Annotated in this window: 27 protein-coding genes and 2 pseudogenes; 13 read left to right on the top strand and 16 right to left on the bottom strand. The window is 63.0% G+C overall.

Going from position 1 to position 23,787, the window contains the following annotated elements; translation table 11 throughout:
- Positions 1-6: 6 nt before the first annotated feature.
- The 3 genes from D3I60_RS08595 to D3I60_RS08605 are packed head-to-tail and all read right to left on the bottom strand — an operon-like array spanning position 7 to position 2,407.
- On the bottom strand, positions 7-870 hold the full coding sequence (locus D3I60_RS08595) for a GNAT family N-acetyltransferase (RefSeq protein WP_262775718.1): 864 nt from the start codon (positions 868-870) through the stop codon (positions 7-9).
- 2 nt (positions 871-872) lie between these two features.
- The gene (locus D3I60_RS08600; RefSeq protein WP_262775719.1) at positions 873-1,400 is read right to left on the bottom strand and encodes a GNAT family N-acetyltransferase; all 528 of its coding nucleotides are present in this window, start codon (positions 1,398-1,400) and stop codon (positions 873-875) included.
- Between the two features lie 26 nt (positions 1,401-1,426).
- Positions 1,427-2,407 carry a lysophospholipase gene (locus tag D3I60_RS08605; RefSeq protein WP_262775720.1) on the bottom strand — a complete coding sequence of 327 codons (981 nt, stop codon included), beginning with the start codon at positions 2,405-2,407 and terminating at the stop codon, positions 1,427-1,429.
- A gap of 359 nt (positions 2,408-2,766) precedes the next feature.
- On the opposite strand from D3I60_RS08605, the gene D3I60_RS08610 reads away from it, so the two are divergent.
- On the top strand, positions 2,767-3,240 hold the full coding sequence (locus D3I60_RS08610; protein ID WP_262775721.1) for a phage tail protein: 474 nt from the start codon (positions 2,767-2,769) through the stop codon (positions 3,238-3,240).
- A gap of 77 nt (positions 3,241-3,317) precedes the next feature.
- Here D3I60_RS08610 and D3I60_RS08615 read toward each other — a convergent pair whose 3' ends face one another.
- From D3I60_RS08615 to D3I60_RS08625, 3 genes are all read right to left on the bottom strand, one after another.
- Positions 3,318-3,758, bottom strand: a complete 441-nt coding sequence (locus D3I60_RS08615) for a YtoQ family protein (protein ID WP_262775722.1) — start codon at positions 3,756-3,758, stop codon at positions 3,318-3,320.
- Positions 3,759-3,914: 156 nt separating this feature from the next.
- Positions 3,915-4,268, bottom strand: a complete 354-nt coding sequence (locus D3I60_RS08620) for a DUF1801 domain-containing protein (protein ID WP_262775723.1) — start codon at positions 4,266-4,268, stop codon at positions 3,915-3,917.
- Between the two features lie 221 nt (positions 4,269-4,489).
- On the bottom strand, positions 4,490-5,632 hold the full coding sequence (locus tag D3I60_RS08625) for an alpha/beta hydrolase (protein WP_262775724.1): 1,143 nt from the start codon (positions 5,630-5,632) through the stop codon (positions 4,490-4,492).
- 278 nt (positions 5,633-5,910) lie between these two features.
- Between D3I60_RS08625 and D3I60_RS08630 the strand changes: the two genes are divergently transcribed.
- Entirely contained in the window at positions 5,911-6,300 is a 390-nt protein-coding gene (locus D3I60_RS08630; protein WP_262775725.1) for a VOC family protein, read from the top strand.
- Positions 6,301-6,390: 90 nt separating this feature from the next.
- Here the strand turns inward: D3I60_RS08630 and D3I60_RS08635 are convergent, their stop codons facing one another.
- Both D3I60_RS08635 and D3I60_RS08640 read right to left on the bottom strand, forming a co-directional pair.
- Positions 6,391-6,678: a putative quinol monooxygenase gene (locus D3I60_RS08635; protein ID WP_262775726.1), complete on the bottom strand. Its 288-nt coding sequence runs from the start codon at positions 6,676-6,678 to the stop codon at positions 6,391-6,393.
- 113 nt (positions 6,679-6,791) lie between these two features.
- Positions 6,792-7,739 (bottom strand): LysR family transcriptional regulator, encoded by a 948-nt coding sequence (locus tag D3I60_RS08640; protein WP_139907516.1) that lies wholly within the window; start codon positions 7,737-7,739, stop codon positions 6,792-6,794.
- 123 nt (positions 7,740-7,862) lie between these two features.
- Between D3I60_RS08640 and D3I60_RS08645 the strand changes: the two genes are divergently transcribed.
- Both D3I60_RS08645 and D3I60_RS08650 read left to right on the top strand, forming a co-directional pair.
- Positions 7,863-8,855, top strand: coding sequence for a DUF1852 domain-containing protein (locus tag D3I60_RS08645; RefSeq protein ID WP_262775727.1), 993 nt, complete (start codon positions 7,863-7,865; stop codon positions 8,853-8,855).
- Positions 8,856-8,872: 17 nt separating this feature from the next.
- The gene (locus tag D3I60_RS08650) at positions 8,873-9,907 is read left to right on the top strand and encodes a methionine synthase (protein ID WP_262775728.1); all 1,035 of its coding nucleotides are present in this window, start codon (positions 8,873-8,875) and stop codon (positions 9,905-9,907) included.
- Between the two features lie 343 nt (positions 9,908-10,250).
- Here the strand turns inward: D3I60_RS08650 and D3I60_RS08655 are convergent, their stop codons facing one another.
- Positions 10,251-11,846 (bottom strand): Abi family protein, encoded by a 1,596-nt coding sequence (locus D3I60_RS08655; protein ID WP_262775729.1) that lies wholly within the window; start codon positions 11,844-11,846, stop codon positions 10,251-10,253.
- Between the two features lie 434 nt (positions 11,847-12,280).
- Here D3I60_RS08655 and D3I60_RS08660 point away from each other — a divergent pair, with 434 nt between their 5' ends.
- The 6 genes from D3I60_RS08660 to D3I60_RS08685 all read left to right on the top strand — a co-directional run bounded on the left by D3I60_RS08660 (position 12,281) and on the right by D3I60_RS08685 (position 16,920).
- Complete coding sequence (locus D3I60_RS08660) at positions 12,281-12,796, top strand: GNAT family N-acetyltransferase (RefSeq protein ID WP_262775730.1); 516 nt, start codon at positions 12,281-12,283, stop codon at positions 12,794-12,796.
- A 173-nt stretch (positions 12,797-12,969) separates the two neighbouring features.
- Positions 12,970-13,941, top strand: a complete 972-nt coding sequence (locus D3I60_RS08665; protein WP_262775731.1) for a hypothetical protein — start codon at positions 12,970-12,972, stop codon at positions 13,939-13,941.
- 289 nt (positions 13,942-14,230) lie between these two features.
- The gene (locus D3I60_RS08670) at positions 14,231-14,605 is read left to right on the top strand and encodes a MarR family winged helix-turn-helix transcriptional regulator (protein WP_262775732.1); all 375 of its coding nucleotides are present in this window, start codon (positions 14,231-14,233) and stop codon (positions 14,603-14,605) included.
- An 83-nt stretch (positions 14,606-14,688) separates the two neighbouring features.
- A complete protein-coding gene (locus tag D3I60_RS08675; protein WP_262775733.1) occupies positions 14,689-15,570 on the top strand; it encodes an SDR family oxidoreductase in 882 nt (293 codons plus the stop codon).
- 268 nt (positions 15,571-15,838) lie between these two features.
- The gene (locus D3I60_RS08680; RefSeq protein WP_262775734.1) at positions 15,839-16,216 is read left to right on the top strand and encodes an ArsR/SmtB family transcription factor; all 378 of its coding nucleotides are present in this window, start codon (positions 15,839-15,841) and stop codon (positions 16,214-16,216) included.
- Complete coding sequence (locus D3I60_RS08685) at positions 16,213-16,920, top strand: NADPH-dependent F420 reductase (protein WP_262775735.1); 708 nt, start codon at positions 16,213-16,215, stop codon at positions 16,918-16,920. Before D3I60_RS08680 ends, D3I60_RS08685 begins: the two co-directional genes overlap by 4 nt.
- Positions 16,921-17,401: 481 nt before the next feature.
- Here D3I60_RS08685 and D3I60_RS19500 read toward each other — a convergent pair whose 3' ends face one another.
- The 6 genes and pseudogenes from D3I60_RS19500 to D3I60_RS08710 all read right to left on the bottom strand — a co-directional run bounded on the left by D3I60_RS19500 (position 17,402) and on the right by D3I60_RS08710 (position 20,491).
- Positions 17,402-17,794, bottom strand: coding sequence for a cation transporter (locus D3I60_RS19500; protein WP_440588568.1), 393 nt, complete (start codon positions 17,792-17,794; stop codon positions 17,402-17,404).
- A gap of 2 nt (positions 17,795-17,796) precedes the next feature.
- Positions 17,797-18,114: a hypothetical protein gene (locus tag D3I60_RS19505; RefSeq protein WP_440588569.1), complete on the bottom strand. Its 318-nt coding sequence runs from the start codon at positions 18,112-18,114 to the stop codon at positions 17,797-17,799.
- Positions 18,078-18,245, bottom strand: a pseudogene (locus tag D3I60_RS08695) (Cd(II)/Pb(II)-sensing metalloregulatory transcriptional regulator CmtR); the annotation flags it as partial. The gene D3I60_RS19505 and the pseudogene D3I60_RS08695, both read right to left, overlap by 37 nt.
- A gap of 276 nt (positions 18,246-18,521) precedes the next feature.
- Positions 18,522-19,520 (bottom strand): zinc-dependent alcohol dehydrogenase family protein, encoded by a 999-nt coding sequence (locus tag D3I60_RS08700; protein WP_262775736.1) that lies wholly within the window; start codon positions 19,518-19,520, stop codon positions 18,522-18,524.
- A gap of 125 nt (positions 19,521-19,645) precedes the next feature.
- Entirely contained in the window at positions 19,646-19,996 is a 351-nt protein-coding gene (locus D3I60_RS08705; RefSeq protein ID WP_262775737.1) for an ArsR/SmtB family transcription factor, read from the bottom strand.
- 99 nt (positions 19,997-20,095) lie between these two features.
- Positions 20,096-20,491 (bottom strand): MerR family transcriptional regulator, encoded by a 396-nt coding sequence (locus D3I60_RS08710; protein ID WP_262775738.1) that lies wholly within the window; start codon positions 20,489-20,491, stop codon positions 20,096-20,098.
- Positions 20,492-20,736: 245 nt separating this feature from the next.
- On the opposite strand from D3I60_RS08710, the pseudogene D3I60_RS08715 reads away from it, so the two are divergent.
- Positions 20,737-21,561: pseudogene (locus D3I60_RS08715) on the top strand (MFS transporter); the annotation flags it as partial.
- Here the strand turns inward: D3I60_RS08715 and D3I60_RS08720 are convergent.
- Positions 21,457-21,864 (bottom strand): hypothetical protein, encoded by a 408-nt coding sequence (locus D3I60_RS08720; protein ID WP_262775739.1) that lies wholly within the window; start codon positions 21,862-21,864, stop codon positions 21,457-21,459. The pseudogene D3I60_RS08715 and the gene D3I60_RS08720 overlap by 105 nt on opposite strands.
- Between D3I60_RS08720 and D3I60_RS08725 the strand changes: the two genes are divergently transcribed.
- Entirely contained in the window at positions 21,863-23,185 is a 1,323-nt protein-coding gene (locus D3I60_RS08725) for an NtaA/DmoA family FMN-dependent monooxygenase (protein ID WP_262775740.1), read from the top strand. The genes D3I60_RS08720 and D3I60_RS08725 overlap by 2 nt on opposite strands.
- On the top strand, positions 23,182-23,658 hold the full coding sequence (locus D3I60_RS08730) for a flavin reductase family protein (protein ID WP_262775741.1): 477 nt from the start codon (positions 23,182-23,184) through the stop codon (positions 23,656-23,658). Before D3I60_RS08725 ends, D3I60_RS08730 begins: the two co-directional genes overlap by 4 nt.
- Positions 23,659-23,787 lie beyond the last annotated feature (129 nt).

The raw sequence follows: 23,787 nt of genomic DNA on the forward strand, positions 1-23,787 counted from the left end.
CCTGGTTCAGGGGCGGCGGAAATCCCTGACTTCGCCGAGGATGCTCATCCCGGCCGCACGGTAGGTGGCGACGGCGGCGGTGTTCGATGACGGAGTGGCCACGGTGATGCTCGAGGCTCCCGTCCCGCGCAGCGCCGTGGCTGCGGCCAGTGTCATCTCTACTCCGAATCCGTGGCCCCGGTGGTCGCTGTGGACGCCGAGTGGTTCGATGACGCCGGGGCGCCCGGGGCCCGCCGACCAGACGGTTGTGGCACCAGCTGGAGCGCCGTCGGCGGTAAAACCGACGAGGCATTTGGCCTGCTTGAAAGCGTGACTGTCAGCCATGGACCGCCAACGGTCCGCGGTCAATGAGGACCCGGGAAAAGCCGAGGATTCGACCGCGATACGGTCGGCGATACGGTTATCAGCTCTGTCGGGGTCGACCGTTTCGATCCGCAGGGTAACGGGCGGGATCGGTTGACTCAGGTCTCGGTGAAGAGCTGTCCACGGTTCATCGGATCCCCATCCCGCTTCGCTGAGGGTGTTCTGCAGGGCGGATCCGAACCGGGCTTCGACGATGCCCTTCCCTGCCGGCAGCAGTTCGGAGAGATCTCCGGTGAAGTCGGCCAAGATCGCCTCAGCGAGCGCTTGGTCATCGGAGTGATCGGGTGAGATGGCCATTCGGATGAGTTCGGATTCGTCGAGGAATCCGACGGCCGCGGGGTCGTCATCGACCGTCCACACCCGCAGGGCCGAGGCGAGCGCTTCGGCTCCGAAACGCTGATACCAGCCCAGGTCGCCGGGATGAACCTGCAGAGGCATTCCTTCGCGCTGCCAGGACCCGACGATGTCGATGATGCCCGGCAGGTCCGTCGTAGTCGGTGTCAACATGGTCATTCCTCTGTCCTCGTCTCTGCTCGCCAGATGACTTCACCGTCGTCGATCTCGTCGGTCGGCTGCAGTCCGAGACGGTCAGCGATTCGGGCGGAGGCGGCGTTGTCAGGATGGATGGCCGCACTCAGCGCGGTCACGTGGTGATCCGCCAGCCAATCGACCATGGCTCGGGCCGCCTCGGTGGCGAATCCCTGCCCTTGGCTGTCGACTCCGATGACCCAAGCGATGTCGGCTTGATAACCGGTTTCGGCTCTTGTCACTGTGGCCTGGATGTATCCGACCGCAGCGGACCCAGCCGTTTCGCGAACGATCCAGTTCAGCCAGCCGGCGTCACCGGTCGGAGAAGCACCTGCGGATTGGAGTGCATAGAGTCGTTCGAGTTCGGACAGGCTCGGGCCCGTCCCGCCGATATGGGTGTATAGGTCGGGTGAGGACAGTGTCTCCACCATCTCCGACGCATGGTGGACTGCGAGCGGCTCGAGCTGCAACCTGTCGGTGACGATAGGTGTCGCCCGTGGCCAATTCACGCTTCAGATCGGGCTTTCTGCCGGGTTCACGGATTCAGCCCTCGTTCGTTTGAACGGGCCCTCGACCGATTGCTGACGCGGGAAGCGAAGTCGACGATCTCTGCTTCCACCTCGGTGCGGGTGGTCGGTTCGTTGTGGACTTCGTGCCGGACTCCCGCGAATACGCGGGTGCGCACATCGGCGTGGCCGGTCTCCCGAAGCCTGTTGGCCACGTGGTAGGCGCCCTCGCCGTAGTTCGCGACCGGGTCCTGGTCACCGGCGAGAATGAGCACCGGCAGATCGCCCGGGATCATCGCATACCAGTTTTCGGCATTGGCTTCATCGTAGAGGTCGACGAACCCCTGCAGGAATCGCGCACTCATCGGCGCGCCGAAATTATTGAAGGGGTCGCGCCCATGATCGGCGACGACAGCCTCGTCGAGGGCGACCCAGGCGGTAGGGCCGGCGTCCGGACCGAAACGTTCGATGAATCCGTCGAAGAGCTCGCCCACCAATTGATCGGATGCGGGTTCGGCACGTCGGTTGCCGGTGGCCGCCTCGGCGAGTTCGACACGGTCGATGGTCTGATCGATACCGCGCATCTGCGCAGCGATTCCACACAGAGCCAGCCCCGCGAGGCCAACCGTCGAATCGGAGGCCATGACTCGTGCAATCATCGATCCCCAACTGTGACCGAACACGATGTACGGCAAATTCGGGAGGATCTCTCGAGCCTCGCGCTGCAGCGTCAGTTCGTCGGCGACGACCACTCGAGCGGCGTCGTCACCTGTATCGACCCAGATTCCTGACTGCATGGCCGTCCGACCATGGCCGGAATGGTCATCGGCGACGACGGCGAAACCGGAGTCGACGAGGGTGGCGATGAGGTGGTGGTAGCGCCGAGAATGCTCGCCGAGGCCGTGGATGATGTGGATGACGGCTCGTGGTTCGGTGGTCGGAGTGTAGAGCCAGCCGAAGACCGTGTCACGATCATTGTGCGAGGTGAACTCGATTTCGTACAGGGCCAAGGTGGGACTCCTCTGTCGTCACTTGTGTCCGCACCGCCGTGGTGCAGTTCGCGAAACCTGTGGAATGCAGATCACCCTACCGCACCGCGCAATCAGCGGCAGCGCCTGTGACCGAGGCCCGGACCTGAACCACTGTCCGCACGTCGAACGGCCAATCTTCGAGCCATTGTCGGGAGGGAGTGAACGGTGGGACGTCGGTTCCGCTGTGCATGCGTTTCTCCTCAGATGTTCATTGACTGATGTTCATCGGCCCTCGGCGACATACGGATTCGCTACCTCATGAGCGAGCCTCTCACCCTTCCTGCCGACCGCGGGCACGGGCGTGAGCGGATATCCAGGATCAGGCATATCCTTGACCCATGCCGTTCGAAGCCGTTTCATTCACCGAGGTCTCCACTGCGGGACTCGAATCCTCCCCCGTCGCCGAGGCGCTGGCTGGTCTGCGCGCCAACGAGGCGCGGTACTTCTCCAACAAGTACAAACACACATTCGCCGTGGCCCCGGCCGCCGAGGTACAGGAGGCACTGGACTGGGTGGAGGAGATCCTTGCCTCCGAGCGTGAGATCGTACCGACCTCGCCTGCCCTCGAAGTCAGCGTCAATGATGTCGACGGCATCTATTGGGTGCACGTCTTCTATGAGTCCGGACTCGCAGTCAATGTCCTATGGACACGAGCAGACGGTGGCAAGCGGGCTGTCGGCTTCAAACTTTCGGAGGGAATGGACGTTCCTCCCGAGCTGTCGGAGTTCAAGTTCGCCCGTCAGAAGTCGAAGCTTGCCGGAGAGATCCGCGGATCCTTCTTCAAGATCAAGGGCGGTCATCCCCTGCCGTAGCGTCACGACGCGCAGCGACTGAGGCCGCAAACGACCGTATTTGCTCCTCGGTCGTTCGCGGCCTCAACACATCGAGTTCAGTCTCTGAGAACATACCTCAGGGTTTCTACAACCTGATCGGTCGTCTGGCACCAGGCCTTGGCTTCGGCATCGACCTCTTTGAGCGGATGCACGATGTCGGCATCATGCAGGGTCACATAGGGAGTGCCGAGTGCCGCGCAATAGCCGGCGTCGAAGGCGGCATTCCATTGCTTGTACTTATCCCCGAAACGCACGACGACCATATCGGCCTTTTCGATCAGGGTCCGGGTGCGGATGGCGTTGACCTTCGCCGACTGATGATCGCGCCAGAAGGCGCTGTCGTTCTCGCCGAGGTGGTCACCGGCAGCATCGCTGGCAGGATGGTCGGTCACGGGTGCGGTGAAATCGATATCCAGACCGGCCGCCTCGGCGCCACGCTTGATCTCATCGCGCCACTCGGTGTGGATCTCACCGGACAGATAGACAGAGAAACTCAAGTCGATCACTCCTCAAACTTATGGCAGATGGGACTGCTCTCCCTTTAAGCACCACCATAGCCAATCGGAAGTGAGACGCTCAGCGCCGACCGCGCGGCCGAGCCCCAGACATCGCACGAAGTGACGTCTTCGGGCTCAGCCCGGCGATCGTCACCGTCAGGAGGTTGCCGTCCTGACGATATCGGCGATGCGCTTCTCGGCGGCCTCGTCGATGGTCTCGAAGTACCATGCGACGGGCATCAGCGATCCGTCGGAACCACCGGCTGGGGTGAGTTCGACCTTTTCCGTGAGGGCCAGGTTGACCCGCTCGTCATTACGCAGTGTCACCAGTGCAGGAGCGCTCGCGGACCGAGCATAGGCTGGCATGCCATACCAGATCCGCGGTTTGAGACTGGGGGCGACGGTCACGATGATGTCGTGCGCTCGCTGCATGAGCGATCGTTCCGGTTCGTCCATCTTCGCGATCTTGTCGGTCACCTGGGACAGGTTCTTCTCGTCTTTGGTCGTCATGTCATGTCCTTACGTCAGCCGGTGTGTCGCACCGGCGGTTGAAGACGGCGCAAGAATGCGCCGCACCCCATCTGGACATGTTCCGGGCCGACCGGAGCTCTCCGCAATGATTCAGGCTCAGGTACCTGGAAGTGCTGGCAACCGTACGTGCTACCGATTTCCACGATACCTGCATCGACGCCTCCCCGCCAGAGCAGCCGAGATCAACAACAGTCGTGTGGCTAGCGAAGTTGCTCGGATAAGTAGGCCTCTGCGATGCTCAGGTGCCCCTGGCTGCCGATTGAGTTCTTCGCCTTCTGCGTGTATGCATGATTGGCGAGGGGAACTTTCACGGTTTTGACGTCGACGCCACGACTTCGGGCCGATTCGGCCCATGAAAGCTGGTCGGTTGGGGTGATCACGTCATCTCGCATCGCTGTCATCATGAGCATCGGCGGCGCGGGTGCTTTCAGATGCGTAACGGAATCGGCCACTGCATAGCGTTCCGGATACTCCTCCGGTGTGCCACCCGTGTAACTGGTCGCGAACAGGCGCGTGCCGGATCCCGCACCTGGCCCGGTGGGTGCGTTCTCGTAGAGGCCCGTCACGTCGAACGCCGGGTAGTCGGCAATCACCGCCGCCGGAACCGGAACCTTCCCGCCACACGACGACTCGGCGTCGCCCTGCGCAGCGGCACCAGCGGTATTGGCGACCATGTTGCTGCCCGAACTCTCGCCCCAGAACGCAAGGCGATCGGTATCCGCACCGATCGCGTCTGCGTGGGTCTGGATCCAGCTTGCCGCACATGCGACCTGCGATGGTGCGCTCTGCCAGGTGGCGTTATCCAGGGTGGCGAGTTCATATTCGACCGATACGACCAGGTAGCCGTGATCGGCGAGTCCACGGAGCTCTGAGCTCGCTGCGTCCGGTTCGCCTGCGATCCAACCGCCTCCGTGGACGTACATGATCGTCGGGGCCGACCCCTTCGCTCTCTCCGGTTCGTAGATCGATACCGAGAGGTCATCGCCCGAGCTGGACTTGTCGTACACTTCCTTGCGATCAGGCGACGCCGAGTCGATCGCCGAGAGCCCGAACGTCGCAGTGAACAGATTCACCGAACCACCAGCCGAGGTGATGGCAACGAGGAGCACAATGACGACAGCCAGATTCGCGATCGTGCTCACCACTCCGACTCCTGTCACCACAGCTCCGGGCCTTCGCCGGCCTCGGCGCAGGCAGAAGATTCCAAACCCAAGCACAATCGCTCCGGTCACAGTCGCCATCGGCGCAATCGTCGGCGCAAACCGAGCGGCGGCGGAACTGAACGGGCCAAACCCGGGAATAAGCGATGCCAGGCCGATGACCGCAGCGATCGCACCGAGCACGAGCGCGAGGATGAGACCCGTTGCCCGAACTGTTTTGGTCACGCGCTGAGGCACCGCGGGCTGTGACGAATTCTTGCTGGCTGTCATCTTCGGTCCTCGCCTTCCGAGCTTTCGGGTTGAGATTCCCTCTGCGGCAGATCTCATCGTGGCGGTCACCTGCTGGCGCCAGGGGTCACTCTAACGCAGGCTGATTCTCACGACCTTGATGAATCGGGTGCGACGACGACTATTCGTGCCTATCTTTGACGACGTCAGCAGCCCAGAGGCAATGTAGCCGCATGACGCTCTTTCGCACGCCTCAGGTCGTGCTGTTCACCCGCGACATCGACCGCGCGACGAACTTCTATCGGCGCCTCGGCTTCGAGGAGGCATTTCGCACCCCTCGAGTTGAAACACCCATACACGTCGACCTCACCCTAGATGGGTACCGAATCGGGCTCGCAACTGAAACGAGCACCCGCAATGACCACTGCCTCGACCCGGTCGCCGACGGCCAGCACGCAGCGGTGATCCTCTGGACTGACGACGTCCACGCAGGCTACGCGCATCGGGTCGATCTCGGTGCAACCCCGATCAAGCCACCGGAACCTTGGCTCGACCACCTGCTCATCGCTTGGGCCGAGGACCCAGAAGGACATCTGATTCAGGTCGTGCAGACTGTCAGCTGACCAAGTCTCGCCCGCAGTACTAGTCATACCTTGAACCGGAACTCCACCGGAATGCTTCACGAAAGTGATCAACCCTCCGAACCCAGATAATCAGGAGTCCGCACCATAGTCGATCGTGTACTCCCGCATGATTCCTTCCGTCACTCGGCCCCAGTCACTGACCCGCACTCGCGCTTGATGGGAATCGAACGCATGCTTGTCGACGAACTTCTCGGACACCATCCGCACGAGTGGATCCGCCGTCGGTTCGACACTGAAGTGAAGACACCCGGATTCGGCGCGAGTGAGCTCGACATGCCGGTCAAGATGGCCGGCGACGATGTCCGCCTCGTTGCCGTCGGCACAGATGAGCCTGCCTCTTAATGTGACGACAGACATGCGGCCTCCAGAGGTGTTAATGCGGCGACAGCATCACGCACCAGGCGCTGAACCATCCGCAACTCGTCGTTCGACCGCAGGTTCATCCAGAACTCCTTTGGTGCTGTCCTCGGTCACGGCTGATCGAGCAGCGCAATGCCGAAACCGCCGACGACGGCCCGAACTTCGTCGAGGTAGCGTTGCGCCTGTTCGGTCAGCGGGATCCCGGAATGATCGATCCAGCCGATCTCGATGCGCTCCTCGACCTCGAGTGGAATCGCGACGATGGCCGGATCGAGATCGTCGCTGATGATGCCCGTCGAGATGGTGTAGCCGTCGAGTCCGATCATCAGGTTGAAGATGGTCGCACGGTCAGAAACCCGGATCTCCTGCTTGCTCGACAGGGTGGAGAGAATCTCCTCGGCGAAGGAGAACGAGTTGTTCGCCCCCTGGTCGAAAGTGAGCCGCGGTAGGGCGGCGAGATCGTCAAGGGTGACGCGGTGGCGGGAGGCAAGCGGGTTCGTACGAGAGATGAAGATGTGCGGGGAGGCGAGGAAGAGCGGGTGGAACGCAAGCCCGGAATCTCGCAGCAGTTTGTCGATGACCTTCCTGTTGAAGTCGTTGCGGTAGAGGATGCCGAGCTCACTGCGGAGCGTGCGAACGTCTTCGATGATGTCCCAGGTACGCGTCTCTCGCAGTGAGAACTCATACTCGGCAGCATCGCTGGCCTTGACCATCCGAACGAAAGCATCGACGACGAACGAGTAGTGCTGCGCCGAGACTCCGAGCAGACGCCGTGACGGTGGGCGCCCTAGGTAGTGCTGCTCGAGAAGTTCCACCTGTTCGACGACCTGCCGAGCATAGCCGAGGAACTCCACACCGTCGTCAGTCAACGTCACCCCGCGGGCGGATCGGACGAGCAGAGCGCGATCCACACGGGTCTCCAGGTCCTTCATCGCGGCAGACATGGTCGGCTGAGAGACATAGAGGAGATCGGCGGCGGCGGTGATCGACCCCTCCGACGCGACCTCGATAAAGTACTGGAGTTGCAGCAGCGTGATGTTCTTCAGACCTCGAGACATAGATCAAGGCTATAGGAATCCATAGTTCCCCCGAGTTACCCGATAACTACCGGGGACGGGCAGGATGGATCACAGACATGCCAGCGACCACAACCGGCCGCACACCCACCGAATTGGACGTCCATGACACCTGAGTTCTCATTCAGCATCACCACGACTCGATTCGACGAGGACTACTCGCCGTCGGAGAGCACCCGAGCGACGACGAACTTCGCCAACCTCGCCAGGGGCAAGGACCGTCAGCAGAACCTCCGCACTGCTCTGAGCATCATCAATCGCCGCTTCAACGAACTCGCGTCCTGGGACAATCCCGACCGGGATCGATACGTCCTCGAACTCGACATCGTCTCCGGAGGACTTCACTTCACCTCGGGCGGGCGGGAACAGGAGTTCCCCCTGCTCGAAGTCCTGGATATCCAGATCATCGACAGACTGACTGGAAAACGTCACCCCGGGATCGTGGGGAACAATTTCTCGTCCTTCGTCCGCGATTTCGATTTCAGCGTGCGGCTGCCGGCTGCCAATGAGGCCGCAACCGAGTTCACGGTCCCCGATGACTTCGGTGATCTGCATGGCAAACTATTCCAACACTTCCTCGATTCTGCCGCCTATCGGGAACGGTTCCAGACGGCACCCGTGATCTGCATCAGCGTGTCCACAACCAAGTCGTACCGTCGTACCGAGAATCACCACCCGATTCTCGGGTTCGAATACCAGCAGGACGATTATTCACTGACCGATGACTACTTCGCAAAGATGGGACTCCAGGTGAGGTATTTCATGCCACCGGGCAGCGTCGCACCGCTGGCCTTATATCATCGCGGCGACCTCCTCGGCGACTATTCCGATCTGGCGCTCATCGGCACGATCAGCACGATGGAGACTTTCCAGAAGATCTATCGGCCCGAGATCTACAACGCGAATACCGCCGCCGGAGAGGTCTACCGGCCGACGCTGGACCGGCACGACTTCTCGGAGCTGCCCGTCACATATGATCGCGTCGAACGCAACCAGCTCAGCATCAGACAGGGAAAGTTCACGGAGAAGTTCTTCGTCAACCCACACCGAGAGATGCTCGAGCAGTGGGCGTCCGACCGACCCGTCCCAGTCGCATGACCGCAGGAGAAGAAACAATGACGCAGCCGCTGTTGCCCACCTCAATCGTCGGCAGTCTGCCGAAGCCGTCCTGGCTCGCGCAGCCCGAAACCCTCTGGTCCCCCTGGAACCTCCAAGGCGATGCCTTGGTCGAGGGCAAGCGCGATGCCCTGCGCATCTCAACTCATGAGCAGACCAACCGCGGCATCGACATCGTCAGCGACGGAGAGCAGACCCGCCAACACTTCGTAACGACGTTCATCGAGCATCTCAGCGGAGTCGATTTCGAGAAGCGCAAGACGGTTCGGATCCGCGATCGCTACGACGCAAGCGTACCCACAGTCGTCAGCACCGTGAGCCGTGAGAAACCGGTCTTCGTCGACGATGCGAAGTTCCTCCGCCAGCAGACCGATCAGCCGATCAAGTGGGCGCTGCCGGGACCGATGACGATGATCGACACACTCTATGACGACCACTACAAGAGCCGCGAGAAGCTGGCCCGGGAATTCGCCACGATCCTCAATCAGGAGGCAAAGGATCTGGAGGCGGCGGGAGTGGACATCATCCAGTTCGACGAGCCCGCATTCAATGTCTTCTTCGAGGAGATGAAGGACTGGGGAGTCGCCGCGCTCGAACGAGCAGCGGAAGGCCTGCGGGCCGAAACCGCAGTGCATATCTGCTACGGCTATGGGATCAAGGCGAACAACGACTGGAAAACGACCCTCGGGTCCGAGTGGCGCCAATACGAGGAATCCTTCCCCCTCCTACAGCGCTCGAGCCTCGACATCGTCTCGCTCGAATGCCACAACTCCCATGTCCCGATGGACCTCATCGAACTGATCCGCGGCAAGAAGGTCATGCTCGGCGCCATCGACGTGGCAAACGAGACCATCGAGCCACCGGAGGAGATCGCCGCGACTCTGCGCAAGGCTCTGAAGTTCGTCGACGCCGACAAGCTCATTCCAAGCACGAACTGCGGCATGGCCCCCTTCGCGCGCGACGTCGCCCTCGCGAAGATGAGCGCCTTGAGTGCAGGAACGGCTATTGTCCGCGAGGAGCTGTCAAGGGGCTGATCGCCACCGCACTCCATCCGCACATGTCCCGAGCCGTCGGGCCTCTCCGCAACTATTCGGGCGTTCTGAGCCTGGGAAGTGCAGTGACAGCTCAAGCTGTCGTTGCCACAGCGCCCCAGCCTCTGCCGCAGACGCCGGGCAGAACGGAGAGCCTCACATATCAACGCTTGCCTCAGACGTTGAAGCGGAACTCAACCACGTCGCCGCGGATAACGAACGTCTGAAGCCTGCCACCTGCATGTGTCGGTCACGCACTTGCGCGCGAGGCCGTCACCGGTGGCCTCGCGGTCGCCGCACGGCTGTCCGAGACCTTCACCAGCGCCTCCCTCCATCTCAACCCGAGTCAGCTCGCGGACGCGTTCTTCGTGCGCCGACGTTCCGATACGGAGGATGACTCGCACGCCCTGCCCTGGTCAAAGTCGTGAGGCACGACGAAGCTGCGCATGGCGTCCGCCCCGTCGACCGCCGCGGCGAGCTCCTCCTCGGTGACCGAGCTCAGCATGTCGAGGGGCGATCGGTCTGAGCCGTCCGTGTCCTGCGGCAGGTCTGGGTGCGGCGTCTGCCACCAGTCGAGGAGCGCCCTGGCGATGTCGGTCGGGTCTAAGTCTTTGCAGGATCGAGCGAGTGCCCGGTTGATCTCCGCAAGCGCGTCGATGATCTTTCCGTCACGGAACTGGAAGGCCGGGTAGAACTTCGTCCCTCCGAGCACGACCTCGATCACTACGTCGTGCTTGAGGTAGCTGCGCAGCAAGGACTTCTGAGCTCCGCGCTTCGCTGCCGCCAGCTGGCACGGCGTCCGAGGGTCAGCCTTGGCCTTCGGCTCGGCAGCAGTGAGCGCCGCACGGGCGTCCCCTACGGTCAGGCTCTCGACGCGGTCAAGCAGGCTCGCGGCCACCATTGCCGACCGGTCGAGCACGAAGGCCCGGTCCCAGATCGGGCTGCTCCGCCAGTCGTCCGGGAAGCCGAGCTGCTCCATGCCGAAGCCGACGGTGCGGGACTGGTCCTCGATGAAGTCGGCCAAGTCGACGACGTCTGCCCTCTCTGGCGCGATGCTCAGCAAGAGGTGGCGCATGACGAGCAGCACTCCGTAGAGCCTGTTGTTCGTCCGGTCGTCCGCGAGCGGCGCGAGCGGATCGTCGGCGTTCCTCTGCGCCTTCCTCGGCGCGGCGATGGTCACGTCGAACGCGCGGTTCCACACGCGGCCATAGTGCGCGCAGATGTTCCGCACGTTCCTGAGGATGTTCAGCCAATTGCCGAGGGCTCCGCGGTCTCCGCGGCCGTCGGCGGCATGGACCTGGAAACGAGCTGCGAGGATCTCCTTGTCGGACTGCAGCATCAGGTCGTAGAGGCTGCTCAGCACACCGAAGGACATCACTTCTGTTGCGACCCAGATGGGCAGGTGCGGGCCGTACTGCTGGCGGAAATGTACGACGAAGTCTCCCCGGGCGCGCTGCTCGTGCCGGTCGTACTCCTCGATCCACTCGCGGTAGGCGGTGGTCGGCTCGGGCGGGGCGCTGGGATCTTCCTGCCTCGTCGCGCCGAGCGTCCAGGGATGCCGGTGCGCGAACGCGTCGACCCTGCCGAGCCGGTGGCCGATGAAGAAGCGGAAGGCCGTCTCGATGGTGCTGAGGACGTCGCTGAGGCGCATGCGGAGCTCGTGGTCGAACTCGTACAGGGAGACCACGTGCGCCAGGCCGGTCCCTGGCACGAACGTGTCCAGGCGGATCTCTCGTCCTTCGTCGTCGAACCGAGGCGCAGGAGGCGCAGGCCGGTCGCGGTAGAGGTGCCAGTAGCCCGACAGCCGGTAGTAGCCGTAGCGCTGCAGGACGGCGGCCGCGTAGGCGTCGTCGCCGCAGTCCATGCCCCGCCCGCGCAGCCGACGGATCTGCTCGGGGACCGTGAGGAACGGCTTCGCGTAGGTGCTGTTCGGGGTCGTCACGTGTGCATCGTCCTGGCGTCCCCGGTACCCGGGGGTAGAAAGAGAACAGACCCGCGTCTCATCGCGAGAAGCGGGCCTGCCGTGTTACTTGGAGGATACGGGTTCCACCAGCACAGGTCAAACACTGCGCGGTCGCGCCGCCTCGTCGCCGACCAGATGCTAGAGCGAAAATCTCCATTCCACCGCGTCCCCGCGCATAGGGCAGCCTGCTTGGCGGTCGCCCGTAGTCATCGCTGAAGGCTCGCTTCGGTATCTGCGGATGCGAGAGCGAGAAGCTTTGCCCCATCGCGGTACGCAGCCAGTAGATCTGTCCTGTCGGACCGATCCACGGCTTCATATGCGGCCCGCCCACACGGTCCGGCCGGATGCAGCTCGACAATCGGTCTCGATCACCGTGCGCGGCGCAGACCTCGCCGTCTGCAAGACTCGAGATCATGTCGGTCGCGTCGCCCAGGCCCCTCGTCCGTCCTGCCTGCCCCGACGACGTTCCGGCGATCGGCGCGGCGCTCCATGCCTATCTCTTTCAGACGGAAAGGGAGAAGACGGTGCACGACGCCGGCGGGCAGTTCTCGCCCTCGGGCGAGCTTCCCGAGCGGTACGACCCCGAGGTCCGGGATCCGATCGGCACTCCCGCAGGATGCCGCATCTTCGTCGCGGATCTGGATGCTCGCTTGGTCGGTGTCGTCGTCATGAAGCCGAGTGGGAGTTCGGTCGAGATCAAGCGGCTGTGGGCGTCACTGGAGGCGCGCGGTCGCGGGGTCGGCTCGACCCTGCTCGATGCGGCGATCGCCGAGTCCGCTGCCCGCCCAGTGACGCTCACGGTCTGGGATTGGCGCAAGGACGTCATCCGCCTTTACGAATCGCGCGGATTCGAGCAGGTCTCCACCTGGGACGAGCGTCCGCGACTCGTGTGCATGCGGCTCGCTTCGGACGCGGCTCTCGCATGTTGAAGCGGAACTCCACCGCGCTCCAACACAGAGCAACCTCTGCGCGAGGCGTCTCGTTGGCATTGTGTGTATCGGCCGGGCACTTGTGCCGCAATTCAGAAACCGATCGACGCTTCGAGCACCCGCCCACGTTGTAGACAAGAAGCTCAACGGTCATGCTCTGCCAAGATATGACCATGGACAATGAGCGCGAGCAACAACTAGAGATCTTTCATGATTCATGGCGGCGGCTCTCATGGGTTGAAAAGCAGGTCGACACCGTGCGTCAGCTCGCACGACCTTGGATCGAGCTCTCTAAGCGAGCTGAACTCACGACAACGATCGATGAAGGTACGGTGCGACCCGGATACTTGGAGTTCTCCGCCGACGTGATCGAACCTCCGGCACTACCAGAGGACATCAACTTCCTCATCGGCAACATAGTCACCGATGCTCGGTCATGCCTCGACATGGCGATTGAGCACCTCTGGAACGACTATGCGATTGATCGCACATTCCGCAAGCGCGGAAAGCTAACCGTCCAGTTTCCGCTTGAAGATAGATTCGAAGAGAAACGAAGTCAGGATCAGCGTCTCCAGCAGTTCCTCGCGCGCATGGACAAGCGCTTCGTTGAGGTGATCGAGGATGCGCAGCCGAACTACGCGGACGGGCTAATCGACATTCCCTACAACATCTCCGCCATCTTCATTCGCAACTTCTCAAACGCCAACAAACACCGAAACATCACGCCGGTCGTCACCAGCCAACGCCTAGCGATGACCGGCACGAACGTCGCTGGCCTCACTCTGACGACCATTGACAGAGACGAACGCGAAGGCGTGCCGCCATTGCGATTCGCTCTCGACTACGAGATCGACCACCACTCTGAGGTGGACGCACGAGCCTATGTCGCACGACTGAACCAGCCGCGTTCGACGCCACTCGTCGTATCCGTGTCACAATGCCTAGTTGTCGCTGGAGACGACGTGCCTATCTATCCTCCTCGTTTTGGCAGGCAGAAGGTCTCGTGGCGAGCAGAACTCGACGACATGCTGCTGAAGATTCCTGCCTACGTTCGGCTCACGCTACGCAATCTCAACCGTGTGCACGGCGTTATCCGACGAGGAGACGACGAGTTCTACCTGCTGGATAGTGACGGCACACTCTAGACGTTGAAGCGGAACTCCACCGCGTTCCGCAGCCGACTAATCTCTGGGGCCTAGCGCCGCCACGTCCCGGGTAGCGCCACGAGCGCGCTGGCACGGGCCGCAGCCGGGACAGCTGACACTATCTGCACACGCCTGCTATCATCTTATGCAGATGCTTAGTGCGACGGGAAGCCGAATGACTACATATCACCACTGTCCGAATCTCGATGCGGAATCGCCAGGTTCCGATCGGACCACGGGTGTCGACCCAAACCGACGGCTGATATCCGTAGCCCGCCAGGTGAACTCCATGCAGGGCCATCTGCAGCGGATTGCGACGTTGGCCCTAAACGAGGTCGACCTCTCGTTGGTCGAGTTCACGGTCCTCGACATCCTAGAGGAACAGGCCAACGGCCATCTGCGCATGCAGGACGTCGCGCTCATCGCCGGCCTCACGACCGGAGCTGCGACACGTCTGGTGAACAGGCTCGAATCGCGCGATTTGCTGCGCCGGGTGCTGTGCAGCGAAGACCGCCGCGGCATCTACACGGAGCTGACGCAGGCAGGGGTGGAACTACTGGCCCGAGCTCGCCCGCTCCATGACGAGTCAGTGCGCGGGATTCTTGCCACGGAAGCCGCGGCACAGATGTTTATCCGCCTAGCCGAAACTATCCAAGAACGCTAGCCCACACGTATCGCCCGACAGTGTCATGTACAGCTTTGTCCAATGGCGCTGGACTACGTGAAGATCGAACAGAGGAATTGAATATGGCAAGAGCATTGATCATCGGAGCGTCGGGGACTATCGGTTCCCGGCTCGTGCACGAACTTGATTCCGGGCCCGACGGACTCGACCTCCGCGTGTCATCGAGCCGCCCTGAGGCGGTGCAGCGTTGGCGGGACGAGGGCCGCGACAGCGTTCTGCTCGACTTGGATCGCCCGGAGTCCTTTGCGGAAGCGCTGACCGGCGTCGATCGTGTGTTTCTCCTCACCGGGTACTCCGCGAGCATGCTCTACCAGAGCAAGACCCTCATCGATGCAGCCGCGGACGCAGGGGTAGAGCACCTCATCCACCTAGGTGTATACACCTCCCGCCGCGACCTCGTACCGCACTACACCTGGCACGATCTCATCGAGACCTACATGGCGGCCAGCGGCATCGCCTGGACGAATCTGCACCCCAACTCGATCATCGAATCGACTCTGGACACCACTCCTCCAATCACCGACACCGGATCGTTCAGCGTGAACCATGGCGAAGCTCCACAAGGTTGGGTGTCTGCCGATGACATTGCAGCAGTCGCTGCGATGGTCCTGCGCGAAGGACCGGAACGGCATGGCAACAGCGACTACTGGCTCAGCGCGGAGATCCTCACCGGCCCCGAGGTCGCCGAGGTTCTCACCCACACACTGGGCACGCCCATTTCCTGCGACGTGCAGCAGCCCAGCTACCTAGCCGAGATCGTGAAGACCATTCCGGATGCCGGCACGCGCCTGTACCTGGAAAGCGGCGTCGAGAAGATGCGCAGAGCCGTGTCCGGCGAGCTCCCCGGAGAACTGACCGGACGTGATGACATCGAGAAGGTGCTTGGGCGACCGCCAATGACGATCCGAACTTGGGCAGGCAAAAGATTGCACCCCCAACCCTGATAGGGCACGATAGGCGACCCTGTTGCGGGACGGCAGACGTTATACGGCGAAACGAAACTCCACCGCGTCGCCACGGTTACCGAAGGTGTGGCGCTCCCGGGCGCTCCAGCCTGACGAGACTGAGTTGTACCGTCGTGCTCGCACGAGCTCAAGCCGCAGAACCACTTCTGCGCCACATGAGGACCAGACCTTATGTACACAGAAGAGTGAACATGGGTTAGCATGTACGTCAGTAAGTGAACATGCACGAGAACTCGAGGAGTCCTTGATGGCAAGCCGACTCGCTCGCCCCCTTGCGGTTCCAACGGAGGACGAGATCGATCTGTTCGCCGTGATGTCTGCACTGTCAGACCCCGTGAGACGGGCGATCGTCTCCCACATCGCATCCCATCCGGGCGGCGCATGCAGCAGCTCCGACTTCGGTGTGTCGAAGTCTGCGCTCACGCGACATTGGCGGATCCTGCGCGAGTCCGGGCTCATCAGTCAGGAGGTCGACGGGACGCGTCACCGCAACTGGCTACGCACAGACGCACTCGCTCGCCGCTTCCCAGGCCTGCTCCCTCTGGTACTCGATGCCATCGACGCCGAAACCACCCCAGAAGACCAAGAAAATCCGCCGCAGGGCGGTAGCAAGGACATGCAATGAACCAGATCGGAATCATCGGCAGCGGAGCCATCGGCAAAGCCATCGCGCATCTCGCCGTTGATGCAGGCATTCAGGTGACGATCGCCAACTCCCGCGGCACCGAGACCCTCACCGATCTCGTGGCGGACTTGGGCGCGAACGCTCACTCCGGGACAACTCAAGAGGCCGCCGCATTCAGCGACCTCGTCGTCCTCGCAATTCCGCTCGCCGCGTACGAGCGGCTCCCCCATGCCGCCCTGAACGGCAAGACGATCCTGTCCACGGGCAACTACTATCCCCATCGCGACGGGCGCATCCAGGTCCTCGACACACATGAGATGACCACTGCCGAGCTTGAGCAGACGCTGCTGCCTGGCGCACGAGTGGTCAAGGCCTTCAACAACATCGTCGCTCACCACATCCCGCTGCTCGCGAACTCAGAACCGCGGACGGCACTGCCTGTGTTTGGAGACGACCCCCGGGCCAAGGATGAAGTCACCGACCTCGTGCGAGCGCTCGGTTTCCATCCGATCGATGCGGGGTCGCTCAGTGAGTCCTGGCGAGCCGAGCCCGAATCAGGTGCATACACCGCGATCTACGCAGAAGGTCCAGACGGGTTCGGCGATGACTACCTGGCAGACCGTGGTCGCCCCTTGACCGCCGACGAGCTCGAGAAGCTGCTGGCAGCCTCACACCGACCGGACGTCGCCGCTCGCAAGTTCTGACCAAGGCCCTTCACATGCTCTGCACCCACGTCCAGCCCTCTGAGAGTCGCAGCAACGAGCAATCTCGCTCTGAAGCCGTGTCGAGCAAAGCGCATCAGTGGTTCAGTTCGAGAATCTGAATTCGACCACGTGTCCACACGTAGGGCGGTCTACTTCGCGCCCATCCTCCGGCTGTCCACGTTGAGTGCCGGGGCCGATCAGGCGCACCGGAGGCGACCAGATGCAGGTCCGCGCGGCTCTCGTCGATCGCCCAGCAGCACCTGCTCTCGACCACAACGAGATCACGCGACCGCTGCACGGAGTCGTGGACTTTAGAGTAGTGGACGACCAGGCTCGCTCTCGCCCGCTCAGCGGACGGTAGGTGGTCATCTTCGAAGGCTCGCCGCCTCTCAACCTGCTCTCTGCCCGCGTTCGATGTCAGCGCGCAGGCGGCCAGCAGCCTGCTCAGCGGCCCGATGCGGGTCATGTCCATTCCCCATACTCAGTGAGCATCCTCGGCACAGCATCCGTCCTCGCAGGAGTCGGCTTCCCGCTCCCCGGTCAGTGCCGACACCGGCGCGGCACAGCATGCATCACCCTTCCACTCCTCGATGCCCTCGCGGACGGCGAAGACCAGCGCGGCAACGGAGTCCGCGCGGGTCCACCTGAGCCTGCTGTTGAGCGCCAGCCCGACCAGCAGCGCCGCCGACAGGTAGGTGCAGATCAGCGTCTGTTTGGAGTCGGCGACGGCAGACGCCGAGCCCAGCTCGCGGCCCGTCCGACGCTCGAACCAGGACAGGAAGGGCATCACGACCAGGCTCAGCACGGCGATCGCGATGCCGACAGGGAAATGCTCCGGGTCGCGCAGTCCGAGCAAGGAGAGAACCGTGTCCACGCTCACGGACATGGCCAGGGCGAAGAACGGGCAATGCCCCGGAGCACGACCTTCTCCAGCTTCTCATGGTCGGTGGCGGTGAACTGCCAGGCCGCCGCGGCGGCCAAAAGCACCTCGAGGATGGAGCCGAAGCCGATGAACGCGGCCGACAAGGCGGCGTGACCGGCGATCAGCGTGACCATCGTCTCGACAACGTTCCAGCTGATCGTGGTCGCGACAACGATGCGGATCCGGCTGCGAAGGACGTCCCGCCGGTCTCGTGTGAGCAGTGCGGCGGTCGCTGGCCGGCTCCCGTCTCGCAGCAGCCCGGCAACGAGCACTGCGGGTCCATGAATGGGCCGCTCTCGTCGACGGCGAGGGTCACATCGACGAGGGCCGTGAGTGCGGCTGCGATGTGAGGATCGGCGATCCCGTAGCGGGTCTGCCGGCATTCCGGCTCGGCACTGCAGATGCTGACCTATTCGCTACCCGCAGACGTGAGAGCGAAAATCTCCATTCAACCACGTGACCACACGTACGGCAGTCTCATCAGGCTCGCGAAGTCAGACGCACGCACCAGACGATGAGCAGATCCCGTCGAGCAGCACGAACACCGATCGGCGAACATAGTCGGCGCGAGGCGGTCGGCCGCCGTCCTTGAACGCCAGCGCATTGTCTCGGGCGAGCGATTGAATGTCTTCGAGCGGAAAGCCGTGAGCCAAGACTCCTGGAATCCTGATGAGTACGATCAGTCTCCGGGAACAGTGATGACGATCTTTCCGACCTGTCCCCCGCCTTCCAGGTAGCGATGCGCTTCGACGACCTCCTCCAGCGGGAACACGCTGTCGATGGCCGGGGTCAGCTCGCCGGAAGCGAGACCATCAGTGACGAAAGCGACAGCTTCGGCGCGTCGCCGGTCGTCAGTGGTGATCTCGAAAAGTTCGTATCCCCGAATGGTGAGATGCTTGAATAGGACGTCTCCGACGTTCAGCGGTGCCGGAGCCCGGTCGAGTACTCCGTACAGAATGATGTGGGCCCCATGCGCGGCAGCTTCGACGAGGTCGGCCAGCGCCTCACCGCCGACGGGATCGAAGATGACGCGCGCGCCCTGCCCTCCTGTGAGTTCGGCGACACGGGTGGGAACATCCTCCTCGGCAGTGGCGATGACCGCATCCGCCCCAGCGTCAAGGAGCTGCTGCTTCTTTGCCTCGGTGCGCGTGAGTGCGATAGCTCGAGCTCCCACCCTGTGCGCGATTTGCATGGCGGCGAGTCCAACACTGCTGGAGGATGCGGAGACGAGGACCGTATCACCGGACTGAATATCAGCGAGGTCGACAAGTCCCCCATACGCAGTGATGAACGGCATCCACACCGAGGCCGCTTCCTCGAAGGACAACCGCGCGGGGTGGACAACGACCGCGTGAGCCGGGGCCAAGACGACTTCTCCGTGCACTCCGTACTCCGTCATTGCGAAGGAGGGCACGACACTCACGGCGTCGCCCAGGTCAAGGCCCGTCACGCCCTGGCCGAGGCCCTCGACCACTCCCGCTGCCTCATATCCGATACTGGACGGCAGGACCGGATCGACACCGTACTGACCGAGGCGGAACATCGACTCCGCTCGGTTCAGCCCCAGCGCCTTGACTCGAATCAGGACCTCACCTGGACCGGGTGCGGGCACAGGCAACTCTTCGAGCTGCAGGACCTCAGGCCCGCCGGTCTCGTGAAAACGAACGACACGGTTCATGCGTGACTCCTCGATGCAGTTCAGTGAATGACGACCGAAGCCAATCTTTCACGGCGTCGTCATACACCATCCCGCATAGTTCGATGTGCGTCAAATTTCGACACTCATCGGACTAACGACCTGCTTTAGCTGCCAGCGATGTCCCCCTGCGACTCGCTCGCCGTGATCACTGCCGACAACAGACCGGGGAATCGCCGCTCCATCTCCTCAGCGCGCAGCGCGTTCATCTTGGTGACACCGAGGTAGTACTGCCGAATTACGCCCGCTTCGCGCAGCACATTGAAGTGATGAGTGAGGGTGGAGGTTGAGACCGGCACATCGAACGTGCCACAACTCATCTCCTCCCCTTTCCGAACGAGCTGCGAGACGACCATCCGGCGCACCGGATCCACCAGCGCCTCCAGCACCTGCTGAAGATCGACACGAGCAAGATCCGGATGCTCCACGGTTCGGGGCACAGTACGCGAGCGGGCCACAGGCAACTCCTCAACAGGCTCGGAAAACATAGCAGGACTACAGCAGCGGTCGAAGCAACGGGCCTCGGCCACCATCGCAGCCCATTGCCCGACAGCGAATCACACCGTTGAGACAGCCCCATCGGCGACATCGCGCTCCGCGCGATCCATCGCCACGATGTAACGGTCGAGCGCATCGCGATTATGCTCGAGCACCGTGATGCGCTCGGACATCTTGTCACGCTGCTCGACCAGCAACGCCCGCAACTCAGGGTCGGGCTCAGCTATGACGGTGTCGCTCGTGTCATCGAGGCACGGCAACATGTCCCCGATGATCCGCGTCGGGATCCCCGAATCGAGGAGCTCGCGGATCTTGCGCACGCGATCCACGAGGTACTCGCCGTATTCGCGATAGCCGTTCTCGCGGCGGCGCGGCGCGATCAGCCCCTGCTCCTCGTAGTACCGCAGCATCCGAGTCGGAACCCCAGTCCTCCGCGACAGCTCACCGATCCGCACGGCTCCTCCATCTCATCGACATCAACGACGCACAGCGCATGCTCAGCGCCCCCGATTTGACATTATCACCCATGTGAAGGTTTGAAAATGTCATCACGACAGGATTCGTGACACAGATCAGGAGAACTCACGACGTGACAGCCTCACCTTCACCCGCTTCGTCCGCTAAAGCTTCGGGCAAGCTGCCCCTGGGCGGCCTGCTCGCCTTGGCCGCGAGCGGCTTCCTCACCGCCATGCTCGAGACCATGCCCGCAGGTCTCCTCCCCGCGATCAGCGAGGACCTCGGAATCACAGAGTCCGCGGCAGGCCAGACGGTCACCGTCTACGCCCTCGGCTCGATCGTCGGTGCGATTCCCATCATCAGCGCCACCATGGGGTGGCCGCGCAGACGCCTGCTCGTCATGGCACTCACCGGATACGCGGTCACCAGCATCGTCGTCGCCGCCTCGCCCGTGTATACGTTGACGCTGGCTGCTCGGTTCGTCGCGGGACTCTTCGCCGGCGTCGTCTGGGGAGTCGCCGCGGGCTATGCGGCCCGGCTCACCCCTCCAGAGCACCGCGGGCGCGGCCTGACGATCGCACTATCCGGCCCTCCTATCGCCCTCGCTGTGGGGACTCCGATCGGCACAGCGATCGCTGAGCTCATCGGCTGGCGACCTACGTTCATCGTCATGGCGCTCCTGTCCGCCGCCGTCCTCGTCTGGGTGCTCACCGTCGTGCCCGACTTTCCCGGACAGCCCAAGGGTGAGCGCGCCTCGGTGATCGCCGCGGCCCGGCGTCCCGGCGTCCTCGCGATCATCGCCGCTTCTGTGCTGTTCATCATCGGCCACTACGTGTTCTACACATACGCCTCGACGTACACCGCGCACGTCGGCATGAGCGGAGGGCTCAGCACCGTGCTGCTCACCTTCGGACTGGCCGCACTCGTCGGACTCTGGGCCACGGGAATATTCATCGACCGCCACCTACGCACCCTCATGTTGGTGGATGTTGCACTCGTGGGCGTCGGGATGACCGCCCTCGGCCTCGCCGACGGCGTCCCTGCTCTTGTCTACGTGAGTGCGGCGATCTGGGGCCTCGCGTTCGGCGGTGCGGGCGGGGCCCTGCCACAGGCGGCTCTTACCAACGCTGCCGGAGACGCCGTCGACGCCGCCCAGTCGGTCATGGTCACCGGGTGGAACGTCGGGATCGCGGCAGGAGGAGTGCTCGGTGGTGTGTTCCTGGCGGGCTTCGGAGCCGGGGCTCTGCCATGGGTCAACCTTGCCTTCCTGGTCCTCGTTTTCGTCATCGTGCTCGCCGCACGCGGCCATGGATTTCCGACCAGCGCCCGCATTGACGTTGACGCAGATGTGAAGGTTGGACGATGGCACCATGACCACACGCAAGATGCTGCTAGGTATGCAGTTCGGAAACGGCTACGGATCGCAGACGACCGCGTGGCGGGCACCGCGCGTCGATCCCTTTGCCTACACCGATTTCGACGCCATGGTCCGCTATGCGCAGGTAGCCGAGCGCGGCAAACTCCAGTTCCTGTTCCTGCCCGACACACCGGCCCTATCGAGCGACCTCACCCACGAAGCCCCGCAGATGACGCTCGAGCCGCTCATCACTTTGGCCGCCGTTGCAAGGGAAACTTCACACATCGGCCTGGTGTCGACGGCGTCGACGACCTTCATGGAGCCGTACAACCTCGCCCGACAGTTCAAGACGCTCGACGTGCTCAGCCACGGACGCATGGGCTGGAACCCCGCGACCACCAGCGACCCGAACGCCGCTGCGAACTTCGGCGCACAGGTGGCCGATCGCCCCGAACGCTACAAGCGCGCGCACGAGACCATCCAGATCGTCCAGGCGCTCTGGGGAAGCTGGCAGGAGAACGCGTGGATCGGAGACAAGGCAGCTGGACGCTTTGCGGACATGTCGAAGATCGTACCGGTCAACCTCGGTGGCACGCACGTCGCTTCGCGTGGGCCGCTGCCGATCCCGCCATCGGAGCAGGGGCAGCCAGTCGTCTTCCAGGCGGGAGGAGGCGCGAACGGGCTCGGCATCGCCGGTCGATACGCGAACGGCGTGATCGGCTCGACCTTCACGATCGACGATGCCCGTGCCCAACGCCAGGCAGCTCGCGACGCCGCGGAGCAGGTGGGGCGGGATCCGGATGAGATCAAGTTCTTCGCGGGCGTGATGCCGGCTATCGCGCCGACAGTGCGCGAGGCGATTGATGGCCGACTGCAACTCGGTGCCGACACGTTCCTCCGCCGCGTTCCCTACCTCGGGCAGATGCTCGGCATCGAGCTACGGCCGGCGCAGTTGGACTGCCCGCTCACTCCGACGCAGCTGGAGGCCGCGCGCCCTACGCCGTTCGACCCGCGCGCGCCTCGCGCCCTGAAAGTGGCCGCACAGGGATGGACGGTCCGCGAGATCCTCGCCCATGGGGTGATCGACTACCACCCGACTCCCATCGGCCCGGGATCGGTCACGGCCGATCACATGCAGGAGTGGTTCGAGGCCGGCGCGGTCGACGGCTTCTGGGTCTCGATCGACGTGTACGAGAACGGCGTCGACACCTTTGTCGACGAGGTCGTGCCGATCCTCCAACAACGGGGTCTCTTCCACGAGGAATACGAGTGCACGACACTGCCCGACCACCTCGGAGTCGCGCGCCAGTACGGTCCAGACCCGAGGATCTCATGAGCAAACCCACACCTGAGGCTATGCGCCACACCCTCGCGGGCTTCGCGACCGGACTGTCGGTCGTCGCCTCCGAGATCGACGGACGGATCATCGGCATGCCGGCCAACTCACTCGTCTCCGTCTCTCTGGACCCGCCGCTGGTCTCGCTGTCGTTCGCCCACACCTCGACGACGTGGCCCGCGCTTCGGACTGCACCTCGGTGGGGCATCAGCGTGCTCGGCGAACGCGACGAGGCCCTCCTCGATCGACTGCGCCGCCCCGCCGCAACACGATTCACCGGCATCGAGATGGACGTCTTCGCCGAGGCCGCATTCGTGCGCGGAGCGTTGGCGAGGCTGGCGGTCGAACCGCGCACCTCCGTGGAAGCCGGCGATCACACGCTCATGCTGCTGAAGGTGCTCGACCTATACAGAGACGAAGAGCAGCAGCCGCTGATCTTTTTCGGCAGCGAGACGCACCGTCTGCGGGCGTAGTGCCCGACTAATCACACATTGAACCGGAACTCCACCACGTTCCGTAGCCGAATAACGTCTGAAGGCACACGCGCCCGCCTTCAGCTCGGGAAGCTCGCCGTGCGCCGCGATCCCGGCGAGTGACACCAG

Source organism: Brevibacterium permense (assembly GCF_025506275.1).
GTDB classification, from domain to species: domain Bacteria; phylum Actinomycetota; class Actinomycetes; order Actinomycetales; family Brevibacteriaceae; genus Brevibacterium; species Brevibacterium permense_A.

Excerpts from the sequence above, each read along its gene's own strand:
- D3I60_RS08595 (WP_262775718.1), bottom strand. The coding sequence starts at position 870 with ATGTTGACACCGACTACGACGGACCTGCCGGGCATCATCGACATCGTC.
- D3I60_RS08610 (WP_262775721.1), top strand. The coding sequence starts at position 2,767 with ATGCCGTTCGAAGCCGTTTCATTCACCGAGGTCTCCACTGCGGGACTC.
- D3I60_RS08620 (WP_262775723.1), bottom strand. The coding sequence starts at position 4,268 with ATGACGACCAAAGACGAGAAGAACCTGTCCCAGGTGACCGACAAGATC.
- D3I60_RS08630 (WP_262775725.1), top strand. The coding sequence starts at position 5,911 with ATGACGCTCTTTCGCACGCCTCAGGTCGTGCTGTTCACCCGCGACATC.
- D3I60_RS08635 (WP_262775726.1), bottom strand. The coding sequence starts at position 6,678 with ATGTCTGTCGTCACATTAAGAGGCAGGCTCATCTGTGCCGACGGCAAC.
- D3I60_RS08640 (WP_139907516.1), bottom strand. The coding sequence starts at position 7,739 with ATGTCTCGAGGTCTGAAGAACATCACGCTGCTGCAACTCCAGTACTTT.
- D3I60_RS08645 (WP_262775727.1), top strand. The coding sequence starts at position 7,863 with ATGACACCTGAGTTCTCATTCAGCATCACCACGACTCGATTCGACGAG.
- D3I60_RS08650 (WP_262775728.1), top strand. The coding sequence starts at position 8,873 with ATGACGCAGCCGCTGTTGCCCACCTCAATCGTCGGCAGTCTGCCGAAG.
- D3I60_RS08660 (WP_262775730.1), top strand. The coding sequence starts at position 12,281 with ATGTCGGTCGCGTCGCCCAGGCCCCTCGTCCGTCCTGCCTGCCCCGAC.
- D3I60_RS08665 (WP_262775731.1), top strand. The coding sequence starts at position 12,970 with ATGGACAATGAGCGCGAGCAACAACTAGAGATCTTTCATGATTCATGG.
- D3I60_RS08670 (WP_262775732.1), top strand. The coding sequence starts at position 14,231 with ATGCAGGGCCATCTGCAGCGGATTGCGACGTTGGCCCTAAACGAGGTC.
- D3I60_RS08675 (WP_262775733.1), top strand. The coding sequence starts at position 14,689 with ATGGCAAGAGCATTGATCATCGGAGCGTCGGGGACTATCGGTTCCCGG.
- D3I60_RS08680 (WP_262775734.1), top strand. The coding sequence starts at position 15,839 with ATGGCAAGCCGACTCGCTCGCCCCCTTGCGGTTCCAACGGAGGACGAG.
- D3I60_RS08685 (WP_262775735.1), top strand. The coding sequence starts at position 16,213 with ATGAACCAGATCGGAATCATCGGCAGCGGAGCCATCGGCAAAGCCATC.
- D3I60_RS08700 (WP_262775736.1), bottom strand. The coding sequence starts at position 19,520 with ATGAACCGTGTCGTTCGTTTTCACGAGACCGGCGGGCCTGAGGTCCTG.
- D3I60_RS08725 (WP_262775740.1), top strand. The coding sequence starts at position 21,863 with ATGACCACACGCAAGATGCTGCTAGGTATGCAGTTCGGAAACGGCTAC.
- D3I60_RS08720 (WP_262775739.1), bottom strand. The coding sequence starts at position 21,864 with ATGGTGCCATCGTCCAACCTTCACATCTGCGTCAACGTCAATGCGGGC.
- D3I60_RS08730 (WP_262775741.1), top strand. The coding sequence starts at position 23,182 with ATGAGCAAACCCACACCTGAGGCTATGCGCCACACCCTCGCGGGCTTC.